Origin of the sequence: Sphingobacterium sp. UBA2610 (assembly GCF_002339225.1) — a bacterium.
Taxonomy (GTDB): Bacteria; Bacteroidota; Bacteroidia; order Sphingobacteriales; family Sphingobacteriaceae; genus Sphingobacterium; species Sphingobacterium multivorum.
Window position 1 is genome coordinate 496512 of sequence record NZ_DDKA01000023.1, and the last position, 17106, is coordinate 513617.

Sequence of the window (17106 nt, forward strand, 5' to 3'; positions counted from 1 at the left end):
GCTACAAAGTTACTTCGGTTGACAATTTGATCTGGATTCCATACTTCTCCTTTAAAGCCTCAAACTGCTGTAAAGTCTGCGCTTCAAATCCAGCGATGGGCGACATACAGTCGATCAATAAGGTGATTCGTGACGTAATCGCTCGATCTTGTTCAAAATATTCCAAAATCTGCACGGTTGATGCTAAAACACAATGACTGGAAGCTTCACCGGCGATGTATATCGCATCGTAATCGCGAATTGCATCGAGCACAGCATGATTTACGAATTTATTATCGTCATATTCCGCTTTGATAATACCGTACATTTCCGTATTTGGATCTTGCCCCTTATAAACCAATATGGGTTTGACCTGACGTGCTGCACTGTGAAAATAAAGCATATTGGTAAATTGACTCTCCAGCTGCGCCCCCGAAGTCCCTTCCAGACAATGGTATGGCCAGATACACAATTGTTTTTTTCCCTCAGCTTCCAAATGCTGGAGATAATCCAGCGCTAAGGCTGTATGGTCATTCGCAGCACGCCAGATACCATCGCGGACATCGGCATGGCGAATAACGGTGAATCGCTCCGGATGATTTCCCGCACTGTCAAGCCACCAAGCGGGATGGAAAATCTGCCTTATCGAGTGACAATCGAGACTACACATGACTTGCGTTAAGGCCTCAATATTACGGTACATCCACTGCGTCAGACGTTGTACATCGGCCTTTGAACCGTTGACGGCAAGACTACCGATGGATTCCATAAAATCATTTTGGACATCGATCGCCAATAGCAAGGTTCGTTTTTTATCCAAGGCTGCTGGCTGTATATTTTCTTCCTGTGCCAACATCAACATGTTTGGAATATTATCCTTTTTGCCGCTGGCAATCTGTTGGACATCTACAATCTGATCAAATTGTGTTTTTATGTTATTCAGTTTCATAACATCTATATTTATTTCAACGCAGCCTTCATTTCGCAGAACGATGAAGCCATTAAAGCCTTCTTCCAGTGAAAAATCATCTTCACTATAGTACTTTTTTGTCCCTTGTTGCCTGTTATGAAGTGCTTGCGTCGACTTCTCGAACCATTTAAAATTAACCTTTGAATGTAGGCACCGCTGCAAACTTGTGGGCAGATTGTTGTATACGTTTACGAATAATTTCGTCTATAACCGGATCGCCCGATGTACCTTTTAAAATAAACCCATCGATTTGCGCATAGGTCATACCCAATTCCTCTTCATCGGTCTGCCCCTCCCAAAGACCAGCAGATGGACTTTTATACTGAATAGATTCGGGCACCCCCAAATATTTGGCTAAGGTATATACTTCCTGTTTGGTAACCATTGCCAGCGGGTTCAGATCATAGGCACCATCGCCCCACTTCGTAAAATAACCTACAGTAGCTTCGGCCATATTCCCCGTACCAATAACAAATCTACTACCCAATTGTGCTAATTGATACAAATACGTCATACGAACACGTGGACGAATATTAGCAAGGCTCAAAGCGCGGTTAGTGGCGGTAGCTTCTGCGATAAACTTTTCTTGATGAATGGCCAACGCATCCACCGCGGGTTGAATGTCAAATACATGAAATGGAAAATCAAATTTCTGAATAAGCTCCATGGCATGTTGATGGCTTTTACTTTTGTTCATATCACTGCCATACGGCATCAACACCAAGTGGACATCCACCTGTGCCAGCCGGCATAGGCAAGCGACAACACTGCAGTCTATTCCACCACTCATACCCAATACAAGTCCTTTGCGGTCGGCCGATTTCACCTGTTGGGCAATCCAGGATGCCATCAATTGTGCATACTGTGCAACGTTTTCATCCTGGATGAAAAACGGTTTGTTTACGCTATTTTCCATATACTCGAATTGTTTCAGTTCTTAATCTATTCCTTATTTCTTCAAAACGCGTTGTGCGTATAAATTCGCCATTCAGATAACATGTTTCCAGCAGATTTCGTTCACCCAGATCGGCGACCGTTTGCGGTGTAAGATCGTCTATCAAACGAAAATCGTCATTTTCAAAGACCACAGCGACCATCCCCTTTTGCGACTTTTTAAAGTTGCCAGTATCTGTAGCGGGACGTTTCTGTATCGCTTTAAACTCACCATTGACAATCTCAGCCGTCCCTTTTAACGCAAAGCCAAAGGTATCCCGTGTCACATACTGATAGGTATACGAACCTATGCCCAATATGGTATTCGTCGAGGCAAAACCCTTATCCAGCAAACCTTGACAGATCTTATCCGCTCGATCGACTGTAATGGAATCACCGTACACTACGCCAATATGGGGATCCAGCTCCTTAAAGCCTTTGCTGTTGGTCGTACCACCAAAAAGTTCAAACAAACGTTCGACGATACCTTTCTGCACAGTACTGCGATCAGATGCAGCATCGCCACAGATAATCTTCACAGGATCGCCACTATCGGGACGAATAACAACCTTCCCCTCCCTAGCCATAATAAGATCTTTCAATTGCGGCAATACATTGTCAACTACATTCCAGAGGTCGTAGGTATCCGATACGATGGAGATATTTCCACTTGGATACACCGTTGTGATTAAATGTCGAAATGCTTCTACCTCGTCCTCTCCGTACGAACACATTACACTGTGCTCCGTCGATGGGGTGTACATCATTACATCACTTTTTGCATGATAGTAGGATTTCAGATACTCCCGAACAGACAATGTAGCAGAGACACCGAAGCTCAACAGATGTCCCCCAGCCGTACGATAAGCCGTTTCAGGAGAACCCATACCACGCATGGAAAAATCTCCGGCCTGCGTAAAGACTTTATTGACGTCGCCCGTTCTCTCGGCAAACCCCGTCAATAACCTTTTATAGCGATCTGCGATTGTCGCTGCAGTCATCGGTGACCAGATAAAAGCCGATAATTGTGTTTCCAGGTAACCCGGAAGCCAGAAAAAATCGGGATGTGTATTTTCAATCGTAAACATTGGTACGCCGACAGGAACCAAGCTTCCTTCCTGCAACGCATTTACCTTGATTGGAAGATACCCCAGCCGATGTAAGTCGCGAATATGTTTCGAATCATGCGTCGCCGCAAACTTCGCGTTTGTATTTTCAAAAACAGTTGCAATTGCCTCTTCGTAAGCCGCCACGACCTCTTCTTCCGGTTGAGCAAAAAAGTTTGCATCAAATGAATTGGTGATTTCGGCCAAGGCTCCCTGTAATCCAAAAAATACAACATGACTAATACCTTCTATGCGAGACATTCGTGGCGTCCAAGTCTCATAAACCCATTCCGTATGTGTTGGATATTGATCCTTATGACACAATTTATAACCATCTGTCCAAAGTATTGGATTCTTGCTCATTGATTTAAACATAACTTTCAGTCGTTAAGTTGATATAATTTATTTTTGGGTGCTCGGTATCCATCATGGAATTGGTGGTAAAGACACTGGTTATTGGTGAATCATCATCCAACAGGGTCCCTTTAAAAATTCGGGCTTCACAATGTGTGACCAAAAGATAAACTGCACTGGCTCCCATTTCTTTCAATATTTTCCCGGCCCAAAGAAATGTGCCACCTGCAGAACAGAGGTCATCGACAATAATACATTTTGCGCCGAGCGGAATATCTCCAGCCTTAAGTTCCATCCCTTCGATCCGGCCTGTTTGTGGATTTCGCTTTTTCTCAAAAACACAGCTATTTTCATAGCCGCTGTTGATGTAACGTGCCGCCGCTCCTTTATCCGGGAAAACAATCCGATCATTGTCCGAAAAATCAAGCTTTTCCATCAACTGTGGCAACCAGTCCAATGCCGGATAAACCCCAACACTGTTCACTAAAAGTTCTAGGGTAACGTGGGAATGCGGTTCGACCACAAACACCTGATCAAATTGCAAACTGTTGATAAACTCCGCCACATAGTTCAATGTGAATAAATCACCTTCTATTTTGCGATCCATACGGCTATAGGGCATATAATGGATCAATAACCGACAAGTTTCAGCTTCGGTTTCATCCAACCGCTTCTTGACAAAAAGCAAGCGGATTAAGTCTCCATCTTCTTGATATGTAAATTCGACAAGGTTGTCTTTTAAGATCAACTGATCAAAATCTTTCACTTTTGTTTCCCCGTTTGGAAATTGTTCTGTGACTACCTGTTGCTTATTTAATACGATCATAGCTTTTAATTTTACTTTGTACTATTGAGTATTTTTTACTCAACAAATATGAGGATTAAATTTAAGCGCGCAAAATATATTGAGTACTTTTTACTCATAAAATCACAAAAACACCATAAAACACTATCAATCAATCAAATAATTTAGAGAAAGTTAGTTTACTTAAAATTCATCCCCCATTTCTAACTATTGGTCCTAAAGCTGATCTCCTGATTCACCTATATTAAACCAAGCATACCTATACCAAGTCGTATCTCATAACAATTTTTAGTCACTATTTAGACAGTGATCATTCATTAATTATACAGTCCACACTGAGTCATCACTGAACGAGCACTGAACAATCACTGAACAAGCACTGAACAAACAATGTTAAAAGGTAGAATTTGATAGCTCGCTCATCCCCGTTTGGCTACACGGCATCCCGCTCTCCGTTTGATTGACGGGCAGAAAGAAAAATACGTGCGACAAGACAGAAAAATGCGATGGAAATATGGACTGCACAGGTCCTATAGGAGATGCTCAGGTGATAAAAAACTGCTGAGCGACAGTCTCCATAAAAATTAGCTGATTATAGGGATTGAAATTTTGCGATAAAACAAGATCTTTGTCTATACCAAAGTCAAAAAATTCTTTGTCAGCAAATTTGTGAGCCGGCGGGGGACTTTAGATTACTTTAAGCATAAAGCATGGAAATAGCCAATCTTATCAAACAGGATATTGAGTCAATCTTACAGATTGAATCTCAAGACATCAAACAGTTGGTCGAGGACTATCGCGAAGACTTAATGGATTCGGAAACCTATGACGCCATTGATGCGTACAATATGCTCTATTCGAATATTTATGAAATGTCCGAGGAAGAATACCTCGATGCTTTTCGCACGTTGGGAGAGGCCTATCCGAACTTTGGCAAGGCCGATGAAAATGACGTCCAAAAATCAATCGCTGAATTGGAACGATTAAAACATGCCTTTAATGAACTACAACTCCATACTACAGAAGGCAAACAGCTGCTCGCACTACAATTAGCCGTTTTGGAACTAGATATTCAGGTCTATCGAAAGCTTACCTTGTCGCCGACTACAATGGAGATACAAGCTGAAATCAATTTATTGGAATCCGAATCGTTTGGGTTAACCAATCAGATCAATCAGTTTTTAGAGCTATACCACGATTAGTCATGCGATCATTTTATACCATGAATCGCTTAGGGTTAAAAATAGGTCTTTGCATGCTTTGCTTACTAGCCGGTCTGGCAACATCGTTATTTGCCTACCAAAACAAGATCGTTTTTCAGTCACAGCAGCAGCCGGGGAGCAGAATACCCTTTTACATCACAGAGCAAGGAACACTTTGTTATAATTTGCATGCAGACAAGTTGGGCGTATACGCCATACAGATCAATCTCAACAGGCTCTTTCCCACCGCAACGACAGCGCATCTTCGTTCAAAACATTATGAATTATCAGACAGTACAATAACAATAATCAACTATGCTGAACCAGCTATCTCTATCAACTATAGGATTGCTAACAACACCTTTGTAATAGCCAAATCCTCCAATTGGCTCGCGGACTATCAACCCGAATTTCAATTTATCGCTTTGGACAGCCTCAGATACATGGAGAATTTATTCGACACGAACGATCTGAGCGGCCTCATGCAACTGGAGGTAGCCAAGCTCCCTTTTGAAAATATACTTTTATTTTTTAGTCAGCTGCATGGATTTTCCACAGTAGAGGAATTTAGCAGCAATGCCATTCATCGGATTTTAGAAAAGGGACAGTACGCTATCGCCAAACAGTTTCACCATTTATTTCTAGCTAAAAACAGACAATTCAATGATTTCGAAATCCTGAAGATAGCAATAGAAAAAAACGACATGGATTTTATCCGTAAAACTTGTTTAAATAGCCTGAACCGACTGGGTATTGATGAAATTAAAGCTGATTATAGCTTTACACAATGCACATTACTTGGAAAAGCTATCTTAATAAAAAACAAAATAATCGTAGATTATCTTTGCAGAACGGTGCAAACACGGAGAAAGTATACCAAAATGAATCCGACGTATTATCTGCTTTTCAACTTGCCGAAAGGACCAAGTCAAAGAAAATCATGAAACTATTTCAATAAGTCATCAATAAAACAATGAAAAAGACATTTATATACCTGCTATCGCTGATTAGCTTGATGTTAGTCACACTGATCTTTGCTGAGCCAATACATGCTCAACCAAAAAAAGTGGCCCCCAAACACGCAAAAGATAATGCGAAATTGCCCCCACTCAAAGATGGTGATATGATCTTTCAGTCTTCCATTTCACCGCAATGTAAAGCGATCCAATTAGCGACGCGTTCTCCGTATTCCCATTGTGGGATTATTTTTTATGAGAACGGTAATCCTTATGTACTGGAAGCCGTACAGCCCGTAACTGTAACTAAGTTAGAACACTGGATTGCGCGAGGGGAAAAGCAGCATTACGCGGTCAAGCGCCTCAAAAATGCAGATCAGGTACTGACCAATTCGACGCTGGCCAAAATGAAATCAATCGGCAAAAATTTTCTCGGAAAAAATTACGATGCTACATTCGAATGGTCGGACGATAAAATATATTGTTCGGAATTGATCTGGAAAATATACCAACGTGGAGCAGGCATCGAAGTTGGGAAGCTGGAAAAGCTGAAAGATTTTGACCTAAGCAGCCCCGAAGTAAAAACCAAATTGAAAGAGCGTTACGGCAACAGCGTCCCGCTAAATGAAACGGTCATATCACCAGCTTCGATTTTTAATAGTGCGTTATTGATCACGATTGCGAATACGTATTAAGCATACCTACATAGTTTTTTATTTTTGAAGCAGAACCGTCTTGCCGCCGTTTAATTTACTTTCTTCGGCGGCGTCTATAAATGCGCATATTGCCAGGGTTTCCTTTTCGTCAACCGGACTTACACCCGTTTCGAAAAATGGAAGGATCTTATCCAACAAGGGACCGTATCCCATAAATTGCCCCAAATGGACAATCTGATCTTTCAAAAAAACCGTTCCACCAAAATCATCCTTCCCCTCACGAATGCCCCGAAGTGAGGCAATTCTTCCATCCGCCCAGTTCCCAACATAAAACGAGGTACCCTGTTCCTGAACAGTCTTTACCGAAAGACACCCCGATCCCATCAACGCAAATAACATTTCAACGCCATGAATGCCGTACCAATATAAATCCTTATGTGAAGGTTCCGTTACTGCCGGACAATAGACATCTGCTCCGATAACCTTAGTCCTATCCACTTCCTGAAGACCGGTAATATAACGCAAGGAGCTTGACGAAAAAATAGGGCAACCATACTTTCTTGCAGCTTCAAAAATTTTGAAAGCGTCCGCATAGGAATTCGCTATTGGTTTGTCAATAAATAAAGGTTTCTTTGCTTTAATCACTTGAAGTGCCTGTTCCAAATGGAGATTTCCATCATTTGTCTCCAAAAGTACATAATCTACTTTCTTCAATAGTTCGGCAATACTTGATACGATCGAAACCCCGAGCTGTTGCACTTCCGCTGTAATTTTCGGAATACGCTCGATACTTAAAGGGATCGTTTTGCTTCCATAGGGGTAAGCCGCAGTAACCCTGAATTTTCCATAGGGATGATTGCTGGCAGCCGTATTAATCGCTCTTGTAAAAGCAACAGCGTGCGTAATATCCAGTCCAATGATCCCTATTTTTTTTACCTTCTCTTGCCTCGAGGACAGCTTGTTATTCGCATTAACGGCATAGGATAGTCCAAATGCAAAAGAGGACATCAAGAATTTCTTTCTATTCATTTGATTCATTCAAAAGAGAAATAGCTGCATTGACCAAAACAGCCATGGATGTTTCGAAAGCCTTTTCATCCAGATTGAACTGTGGATTGTGAAGACCATATTGCGTGGTGGAATCGTCGTTATTTGTCCCAATCAACATGAACAACGCCGGATAACGATAAGAATAATAAGCAAAATCCTCGGCCGCCATCCAGATTTCGAGATCTTGTGGCACACTATTCCCCATCGTTTCCGCAATAATTGTTTTGACTTTTTGCGTTAATGCGGGATCGTTATAAAGTGCGGGGTAACCATGCCGTACTTCAACTTCCACCTTTGCACCCAGCGATACGGGAAGCGTTGCCGCTATTTCAGCAACCATTTCCAGCGCCTCCTTGCGCCATACCTCATCCATGGTACGAAATGTTCCGGCTAATTTGACTTCCTCGGGAATAACATTGGCAGCACCATCCCCAATGAAACGACCAAAGGTCAATACAGACGGCACATCGGGGTTGGCTTTCCGGCTGACAACTTGCTGTAAGGTGGTGAGTAACTGCGCGCCGATCATAATGGGATCAACAGCCCGATGTGGCTCCGCAGCGTGGCCACCACGTCCCTTAATGGTGAAATAGAACTCGTCGCTCGAGGCCATAAATCGTCCCGAACGTAAACCGACTTTTCCTACAGAAACACGGGGACTTACATGTAACCCCAGCACAGCTTTAATCGTTCCACCAAAAGATTCCAGAATCCCGGATTCCAAAACCTGAATCGCTCCGCCCGGAATCTTTTCCTCAGCAGGCTGAAATAGTAGTATAATTTTACCAGAAAACTCCGTTTTATAATCATTTAATATGGACGCCGCCCCCAAGAGATTAGCCGTATGAAAATCATGGCCACAAGCATGCATGACACCGCTATTCCTCGATTTATAGTCCACATCATTTTGCTCATGTATCGGCAAAGCATCAATATCAGCCCGTAATACCACAATATCATCGCTCGCCGATTTTTGTCCGGTCAGTACAGCCACAACACCTGTCTGAGCGACAAGCTCGAATGGTATACCCAGTTCGCGAAGTTGTTGCTGAATATAGGCACTTGTCTCGTATTCTTGAAAAGACAATTCAGGATGCTGATGGATATGTCGGCGCATTGCAACGATTTTTGGAAAAACAGTCGCTATCTTGGCATTTAATTCTTTCAATATTGGGTCGATCATCTGGATAAGTTTTAAGAGTATAACAGGTCAACAAGTTAAGCTAAAAATAACGTACATAAAAATAAAGCACCAACACCGTTATAATAATCCACCATAAGGTCGGATTTCGAAAACCACGGTAAGCGGCTTTATCCTGATCCGGTACCTGAAAAGAATCGCCCGTCAACACCAGATTTTTTAATCTTGCTTCGGCGACCGCTGGTGTCAACAAACTGACCACAGCACAAGCAAGCATACAAGTCCAGAATACAATGCCTGTTCTATTAAAAAACGGCATTTCAGGTAAGGTGTATTCCAAAAGTAAAGAAAGGGGAATTGTCAGTAAACCTGCTGTTAAAGCACCCTGCGATGTGGTTCTTTTCCAAAATACCCCCATTAAAAACATTGTTGCGATGCCTGGCGTGAAAAGACCATACAGATTCATCAAATAAAGGAAAACCGGCTTATCCGAATAACTGATCAGTACAACCGCACTCATGATCCCGAGTACGATAATAGCAACGCCGGCGCGCTTACCAAAACGGACCGCTTCGCAGTCGCTTGCATTTTTATTAATATACTGGCTATAGATATCCACGGTCAGAATTGTTGTACAGGAATTGATCGCTCCTGAAATGTGGGACATGATCGCCGAAATTAATCCGGCCATCACCAACCCTACCAGACCTTTGGGCAGTAAGGTTTCCACGAGTGTTGCAAACAGCAAATCGGGCTGATCGAGATGAGGTAGGAATTTTGGAGCCACCAATGCCGGAATAGTAATAATCAATGGAACCAAAAATTTAAGATAGTCACCAAAGATAACTCCCATACGCCCATGCCATTCATTTTTTGCCGCTAATACGCGCTGCACAATAAACTGGTTTGTCGCACAATAAAACACACTGATACACAATAATCCGCCTAAGTACATGGTCCAGGGAAAATCAGGATCAGAAGCAGGATAAAACATTTTCCAATCTTTCGATGAGTCTATGACCGACTGAAATCCCCCTGCTGCATCAATGGTGGCAAAAGTTAGTACAATTCCCCCCAACACCAGAATGACGAGCTGCACCATCTCTGTCCATATCACCGCTTTTAGCCCACCTAATACGGTATATAAACCGGTCAGAATTGCCATTCCAAAAATGCTGTATAAAATAGGAATGCCGAATAAAGCGTGCAGCGACAGACCGCCCAAATAAAGAACTGCCCCAATCTCCACAAACACATAAGTAAACAAGATCAAAATTGCATAAAGTACACGGGTAGCGTTGCCGTATCTCTTTTCGAGGTATTCAGGTATCGTATAGAAACCGTTGCGGATATAAAAGGGAAGAAATATCCACAATAATGCATTAAAACCGATTAGGATCGCGCCCCACTCCAGGGTAATGGCTACAAAACCACGACTATAAGCGGCGCCCATAGCGCCAACGAGATGATGACTGCTGATATTTGCTGCGATGATACTACCCCCGATCATCCACCAGGGCAGCTTATCGCCCGCAAGAAAATAGTCCCGCTTCGAGGCGGAGTTTTTTTTCGAAGCGTATAAGCCCAATACCACTATACCAATAATATACACGGCAAAAATAATGACGTCAATCCAATCGAGTTTCATCGGTCAATAATGTTTGAATTCCTAATTTAGTTTGTTCAATAAGTATTTCAAGACCGCCGCTGGCATAGGGGCTTTGCCACACGGCATAAATATCCTTATCATAAAGCTCTTTCGGTGCAAGGTACCCCACATACCCATTCGCGATATTGATAAAAACGATCGTATGATCTGGAAATTCGGCTCTTACTTCGATTTGATAACAGGAATAAGCTTCGTTGGCCTGCGCCACCAACACAGCATCTCCCATTTTCCAGATCCACACCGGAATAACAGCATCCTCTTGATCGCCGATGGATTTGCGGGTATTATATTTTCGCCAAAGGCGATCTTTCATAACACGGTCCGTACAGCCTTCGTATTCACTCAAAATTGCTTCGGGACTCGGTAGCTTTTTGTAAGGTACTTTGATCGATAATACCCTTTGCTTAAAATCGGTTGAAGCGCGCTGTTCCCGAAATCCCCAACAGGCCAGTGGCGCCCCCGAGATCAAAGATTCCTTAAAAACCCAGTTTTTATGACTACGCTGTTCCTGGGCCAGCGTCGCGAGCACCGCATAGCCCAACTGCTTCCCGTTGGCTTCAACCAGTGCCGGATCTTTTACATACTGTCTCCGCGGAGCCAAATCACCGGATGCACCCTGTAAAAAAAGACAAGGCACGGATAAAGAGCGCTCTACTGTATTCCGCATCTCGCCAACAAAATCGGGCGAGAGCAAATCATTCTCGTGGGCAAAGCTGGTTGGGTGGCAGGCATAATTACAAATAACTGCTTTTAAGCTTTCAGTTTCATCATACAACCGCCCGACCAACAAGGTTGTATCCGCTTCTTTCAATGGATTGTAGCCAATCAGATAATGATCATCGACTTTCAGATCGCGGTTGCTGGCCAAATCGCATACACCATAATTCCAGGTTAGGCTGCCGTTAAACAGCCCACTTAGTGCCGTTTCGATGCAATATATCGCCTGTTGTTTGAGGAATTCAAGGTAGGGCGAAATCAGTTCACCTCCAGGTTGGGCTGCATCTGTCGAACAGATGCTTGGCCCGGCATGGGTATGCGACAGCGCAAAAATCAGCTGCGATTCAGCCAGATTAAAATGACTGAGCAGTGCTAATCGCAAATTTTGTTCATCAGCTGCATTTTTCCACCAGCCCAAATCGGCGGTTAGCAGAATTGCGGGCAAGCCATCGCAGGATTGCATAGCTAAACAATGCATCAACAGAGGTTGGTGAACAGCGGTTGCCTGGTCAAATGCAGCTGCACCCCAATTACGGGAATAGATGCCGACCGGTGGAGTAATATCACACTGGCTAAGTCCAAATCGTGCGTACAAGCTACCGGTCGTTTCTTTCAAGAGGTCTTTCTGTTTCATACATTAGGGTCTAATCAAGGACAGTCCACCATCCATCACAATTGCGGTACCAGTCATATGTTTACAATTGTCCGAACAGATCCAAAGTACCTGTTTTGCAACCTCTTCAGCTTCTATAATCTGACCAAGTGGCACCACAGCCTTTGCTTTCATTTGAAGTTCGGCATTTGATGACCAGACCACTTTGCTCAAGCCCGCATTGACATAGCCTGGTGCAATCTCGTTGACACGAATTCCGTATGCTGCATATTCAAGGGCCATGGCCTGGCAAAGCATACGCAGGCCAGCCTTAGAGACACTATATGCCGGTAAATTTTGATGTACGGCGTGTGCCGCCCAGCTGCCCATAAAAACGATCGAACCTGTGATCTCATTCTCCACAAATGACTTTGCACAGGCATTCGCCAAGAAGAATGAACCGTCGAGATTAACGGCCATTTCATTCTTCCATTCCGCATTGCTTAACGTGCTGAAATCTTTAATCGCAACGCATGCGGCATTCGCGATACAGATGGAAATTGCCCCCAGCTCCTGTCTTATCCGTGTCACCCAGGCGTCCACCTGCCCGGCATCCGCTACATCGACCTGATCATAAAATAGACGCGCTCCAGGGGCATCCAACAAGGGCCATCGCTCGCTAGCCACCTGTGGTTCAAACCGATCCGAGATGCATACAATGGCCTGCTGGGTCAAAAATGCTTCAGCCATAGCCCTTCCGATATCGCCAAGTCCCCCACTGATCAAGACGACCTTATTCTTATATTCCTCCATTATCGCTATTTTTAGACTACCAATCCCCTACACTACCGTCTTTATAGAAGGTTCGCTGCAATATTTCCTGTTGAAAAGGGTGTTTCTTTACCTCTTCTTCATTGATTTCAATACCCAAACCGGCGCGCTTATTCGGAAGGACAATCCGCCCTTTCTCTTGAACCGTAAACCCTTCGGTAACGACGTCCTGACGCCATTCGACGTCCTTATGCACACTTTCACAAATAATATAAGATGGTGTTGCAAATCCCAGCTCAATGGAAGCAGCCGTACTCACGGGGCCCTGTGGATTATGTGGTGCCATAGATACACGGTAAGCATCGGCCAAAGCTCCAATTTTACGCGCTTCAGTCAGACCGCCACAATGTGTAATATCAGGCTGTATAACACTTACGGCGCGCTTTTCGAGCATATCCCGAAAGGCATGCACTCCGATCAAACGTTCGCCTGAAGCAATAGGTGTCGTCACCGCCCGTTGAATCAAAGCAATATCTTCCATGGTCTCTGGCCAGCATGGCTCTTCAAAGAAATACAGGCCATAGGGCTCCAAGGCTTTCGCAAATTGCATCCCCATACGTGGGCTTGGCCGCGCGTGGCAATCCACCATAATATCAATATCGTCGCCGACAGCATCACGCATGGCCTTCACACAAGCTTCAGCATATTTAATGGGACGAAGACCTTCCAACGACATCGTCTCTGGAACAGCCATCGATTTAAAAGCAGTAAAACCCTCATCAACAGCTTTTAGCGCCAGATCCCCAAATCGCTTGGCATCGTCCGGAGCAGTCTCATAAAAATCCTCCATGCGACCTCCACCTAAATGACAATACAAACGGATATAGTCACGTACACGACCTCCCCACAGCTCATGACAAGGGACATTGTGAATTTTACCTAAGATATCCCATAAGGCGATATCGATACCACTGATGGCCGTACCGCGAACGATACCGTTTCCATGCCAGAAATGTTGTCTATACATCATCTGCCACAGGTATTCAATACGACGCGGATCTTCGCCGATCAACAATTGAGAAATATCCTTGATAGCTCCGACCACACTTTGCGTATGCCATTCCAATGTGGCTTCGCCCCATCCCCAAAGCCCGGGCTGGTCGGTCATAATTTTGACAAAAATCCAATTTCGCATGCGCGCATGGCATACAAAGGTTTCAATAGCGGTTATTTTCATAGTTAGGGTTTACAAACTTTTTATTACGCGTTCAGTTGCCTCCAACGTTCTGTCGATATCATCCTCCGTATGCGCAAAGGAGATACTTCCTTGTTTAATTGGTGCCGGGAAATTGAAAATCCCCTCTTTTATGAGCTTTTTTCGATATTGGGTATCCAGCTCAAAATTGTGGTTATCCAAAATATCATGAAAATTGACTGGCGCATGGTCCATAAAATATGTACAGAAGGCAGATCCTTGGCGTGCGACATAAAACGGTACGCCTAATTTAGGAAATATTTCCTTATATCCTTGCTCCAAACGCGCACCAAGCGCCTCTACGTGCTCATAAACGCGGTGCTCAGCGCTTCCTAATTTTTTCAAAGTCGCAATCGCCGCCGCCGTCGTTAGCGGAAAAGCATTAAAGGTACCGGCAATCATAACGCGCTTCGACTTATCAGGATCCACAAAGTAATCCATATATTTTTTCTTCCCTGCAATAACCCCCAATGGGTAGCCGTTTGCAACCGCCTTTCCGAAGGTTGAAAGATCGGGCTGAATACCACAGATGGACTGATAGCCACCCAGCGCATGTCTGAATCCGGTTTTCACTTCATCAAAGATCAACAGAAATCCATGCGCGTCGGCCATGTTGCGTAAGCCTTCCAAATAACCTTCCTTTGGCTTCACAATCCCGATATTCTGAAGAATCGGTTCCAACAGAATACAGGCAACATCATATTTTTGGGCCACATACAGCACACTTTCCAAATCGTTGTAGTTGACAATGTGTACTAAATCGCTGTGATTTTTGGGAACGCCAGCACTCAATGAATCGAATGGATATTCCCCCGGACTTTGATATGAACCCACATCTGCCCGTTGACTGATCACATTGCAGGCCACATCGTTATGCCAACCATTGTAGCCCCCCTGCATGACAATCACATGATCACGGCCTGTTACTGCACGGGCAATACGGATCGCATGGTAAGTCGCTTCCGATCCTGTCGTTGTGATCTGAACGCTCTCTACCGAAGGAACGGACTGACAAAAAAGCTCCGCAAACTCTCCTTCGAGTAAGGTTGGCCCAGCCCCCATCAATACCTGCTGTTCCTGCAATGTCTGTAACACGGCAGTATTGACATCCGGGTCGTTATGCCCCAAGAAGGAGGCGGCAAATCCAGCCTGATAATCAATGTAGCTGTTCCCATCAATATCTTCAACCTGACTACCACTTCCTTTGACGAAGCAGATATTCGGATCTGACTTCCGATTTAACGATACCACTCCACCAGGTATCCATCTTGCATTCTCCCGCAGTATTGCGGCTGATTTTTCATTTTCTTGCATGCCTATTAAAAGTTTTGCTATTTGTTATTGTTATAATTGGACGATCACCGCCACACAGGTTGCAGTCATCAATAAGTTGTATTTAAATACACCTTATTTTATGTATACCAAATTACAATATTTTTGTATACATTTAAAATAAATTTTAAAATTTTTAAAAATGAATATTCTCATTGAAGGACTTCTTTTTCCAGAAGGCCCCGCTTTCGACCGGGAGGGTGGTATATGGCTTGTGGAGAAAGAAGCAGGAAATTTAGTTTATTACAAAAACAGTCAGCATAGCAGGATAGCCGTGGGCGGACATCCCAACGGCATCGCGATCGACAAGAAAGGAATAATATGGTTTTGCGACTCACAACAAAACAGCATCCGTTGCTATGATCCCTTCGACAAAACCTGTACGACAATAGTCACGGAAATCGCAGGAAAGCCATTAAAAATGCCCAACGACTTATGTTTTGATACCGAAGGAAACCTATTATTCTCCTGCCCGGGAAATGACCTGGAAGATGGTACAGGCTACATCTGCTGTCTACATAAACATGGTGCGCTTACGAAGATCCACACAGGCCTTTTTTACCCAAACGGATTAGCCTTTGCAGCAGACAACTGCACACTTTTTGTCGCTGAAACGGGTACAAAATGGATCTGGAAAATGCACTGGAACAGCTTGACACAACAGGTGGAGAACATCGAAAAATTCATCGAAACAGGTGGTCTTATTGGCCCAGATGGAATTGCCTTCGATCAGGATAACCAGCTTTATGCCGCTATCTATGGATCGCAACATATCCTATCCATTGATACCAAAAACAAGACGACCGAGAAAATACCTACGCCGGGAAAGAATCCGACAAATTGTGCTTTAGACCCAAAAGGAATTCAGGGACTTATGATTACAGAAGCTGAAAAAGGGCAATTGTTGCAGTGGGACAGCACAAAAAAGGGTCTATTGTAAACAATAGACCCCCTATAAAAATCCAAAAAATATTAAACCAATTCCAAGGCTTCTTGCTCGCCCCGATCCAAATGATGGACCAAAGTGGTATAAGCTTTATTCCAGTCATCCGCTTTCAGCGCATCAACAATAGCGCGATGCTCCTTCTCCGTATCCAGGTAATCTTCCATCTGCCCCATAATAGCCCCGAGCTTCATATGAAATAAGGGAATGTTACTGTTCTTGTAAATAGAAATCAACCTTGAATTGCAAGTTCCCTCAATAATCCGCTCATGAAAACGAACATCCGCCTCGCAAGCACCACCATAATATCCCTTGCTGACCATCTCAGAAAAATCGTTACAGATCAGTTCCAAATCTTCGATAAGCTCTTTACTTTTCTTTGAAAACAGAATCTTTAATGCACCTATTTCCAACAACTCACGCAGCTCACGAATATCCTTCACATCTTCGACTGTCATTTTTTTCACAAAGCAGCCGCCTTTTTCACCAAACTCCACCAGACTCTCGCCTGCTAACCGCATAAAAGCCTCACGAACAGCCACTCGACTCACCGTCAACTTATCCGCCCAAGCACTCTCCACCAATCTTGCCCCTCCAGCAAGCTGACTGGACAAAATTTTCTTACGTACTTCTAAATAAACTTTATAGGCAAGCGAATCCTCTTTCATATTGTAT

General features: G+C 43.7%; 16 protein-coding genes. 4 read left to right on the plus strand and 12 right to left on the minus strand.

The window, feature by feature from the left end; genetic code table 11:
- Position 1: 1 nt before the first annotated feature.
- The 4 genes from B4Z47_RS18020 to B4Z47_RS18035 all read right to left on the minus strand — a co-directional run bounded on the left by B4Z47_RS18020 (position 2) and on the right by B4Z47_RS18035 (position 4168).
- Positions 2–928, minus strand: a complete 927-nt coding sequence (locus B4Z47_RS18020) for a hypothetical protein (RefSeq protein WP_201303504.1) — start codon at positions 926–928, stop codon at positions 2–4.
- A gap of 154 nt (positions 929–1082) precedes the next feature.
- Positions 1083–1865 carry an NAD(+) synthase gene (gene nadE / locus B4Z47_RS18025; protein ID WP_070569592.1) on the minus strand — a complete coding sequence of 261 codons (783 nt, stop codon included), beginning with the start codon at positions 1863–1865 and terminating at the stop codon, positions 1083–1085.
- Positions 1855–3351, minus strand: coding sequence for a nicotinate phosphoribosyltransferase (locus B4Z47_RS18030; protein WP_201649465.1), 1497 nt, complete (start codon positions 3349–3351; stop codon positions 1855–1857). The genes nadE and B4Z47_RS18030 overlap by 11 nt, the downstream gene beginning before the upstream one ends.
- A 4-nt stretch (positions 3352–3355) precedes the next feature.
- Entirely contained in the window at positions 3356–4168 is an 813-nt protein-coding gene (locus B4Z47_RS18035; protein WP_115048038.1) for a ribose-phosphate pyrophosphokinase, read from the minus strand.
- 689 nt (positions 4169–4857) lie between these two features.
- On the opposite strand from B4Z47_RS18035, the gene B4Z47_RS18040 reads away from it, so the two are divergent.
- From B4Z47_RS18040 to B4Z47_RS18050, 3 genes are read left to right on the plus strand one after another with little or no spacing between them, the layout of a single operon-like run.
- Positions 4858–5349 carry a hypothetical protein gene (locus B4Z47_RS18040; RefSeq protein WP_112374175.1) on the plus strand — a complete coding sequence of 164 codons (492 nt, stop codon included), beginning with the start codon at positions 4858–4860 and terminating at the stop codon, positions 5347–5349.
- A gap of 53 nt (positions 5350–5402) precedes the next feature.
- Positions 5403–6293 carry a hypothetical protein gene (locus B4Z47_RS18045; RefSeq protein ID WP_115048036.1) on the plus strand — a complete coding sequence of 297 codons (891 nt, stop codon included), beginning with the start codon at positions 5403–5405 and terminating at the stop codon, positions 6291–6293.
- 29 nt (positions 6294–6322) lie between these two features.
- Entirely contained in the window at positions 6323–7000 is a 678-nt protein-coding gene (locus tag B4Z47_RS18050) for a YiiX family permuted papain-like enzyme (RefSeq protein ID WP_070569578.1), read from the plus strand.
- Positions 7001–7018: 18 nt separating this feature from the next.
- Here B4Z47_RS18050 and B4Z47_RS18055 read toward each other — a convergent pair whose 3' ends face one another.
- The 7 genes from B4Z47_RS18055 to B4Z47_RS18085 are packed head-to-tail and all read right to left on the minus strand — an operon-like array spanning position 7019 to position 15470.
- Positions 7019–7990 carry a Gfo/Idh/MocA family protein gene (locus B4Z47_RS18055; protein WP_236560163.1) on the minus strand — a complete coding sequence of 324 codons (972 nt, stop codon included), beginning with the start codon at positions 7988–7990 and terminating at the stop codon, positions 7019–7021.
- Positions 7983–9194, minus strand: coding sequence for a M20 metallopeptidase family protein (locus B4Z47_RS18060; protein ID WP_070569572.1), 1212 nt, complete (start codon positions 9192–9194; stop codon positions 7983–7985). Before B4Z47_RS18060 ends, B4Z47_RS18055 begins: the two co-directional genes overlap by 8 nt.
- A gap of 40 nt (positions 9195–9234) precedes the next feature.
- Positions 9235–10800, minus strand: coding sequence for an SLC5 family protein (locus tag B4Z47_RS18065; protein WP_115048034.1), 1566 nt, complete (start codon positions 10798–10800; stop codon positions 9235–9237).
- Positions 10781–12172, minus strand: coding sequence for a hypothetical protein (locus B4Z47_RS18070; protein ID WP_115048032.1), 1392 nt, complete (start codon positions 12170–12172; stop codon positions 10781–10783). Before B4Z47_RS18070 ends, B4Z47_RS18065 begins: the two co-directional genes overlap by 20 nt.
- Positions 12173–12175: 3 nt before the next feature.
- Complete coding sequence (locus tag B4Z47_RS18075) at positions 12176–12943, minus strand: SDR family NAD(P)-dependent oxidoreductase (protein WP_236560162.1); 768 nt, start codon at positions 12941–12943, stop codon at positions 12176–12178.
- A 16-nt stretch (positions 12944–12959) separates the two neighbouring features.
- Entirely contained in the window at positions 12960–14138 is a 1179-nt protein-coding gene (gene dgoD / locus B4Z47_RS18080) for a galactonate dehydratase (protein WP_046675767.1), read from the minus strand.
- A gap of 9 nt (positions 14139–14147) precedes the next feature.
- The gene (locus B4Z47_RS18085; protein ID WP_115048027.1) at positions 14148–15470 is read right to left on the minus strand and encodes an aspartate aminotransferase family protein; all 1323 of its coding nucleotides are present in this window, start codon (positions 15468–15470) and stop codon (positions 14148–14150) included.
- A gap of 160 nt (positions 15471–15630) precedes the next feature.
- Between B4Z47_RS18085 and B4Z47_RS18090 the strand changes: the two genes are divergently transcribed.
- Complete coding sequence (locus tag B4Z47_RS18090; RefSeq protein ID WP_115048025.1) at positions 15631–16428, plus strand: SMP-30/gluconolactonase/LRE family protein; 798 nt, start codon at positions 15631–15633, stop codon at positions 16426–16428.
- 32 nt (positions 16429–16460) lie between these two features.
- On the opposite strand, the gene B4Z47_RS18095 is transcribed toward B4Z47_RS18090, so the two are convergent.
- Positions 16461–17099, minus strand: a complete 639-nt coding sequence (locus B4Z47_RS18095) for a GntR family transcriptional regulator (RefSeq protein WP_046675764.1) — start codon at positions 17097–17099, stop codon at positions 16461–16463.
- Positions 17100–17106: the final 7 nt, after the last annotated feature.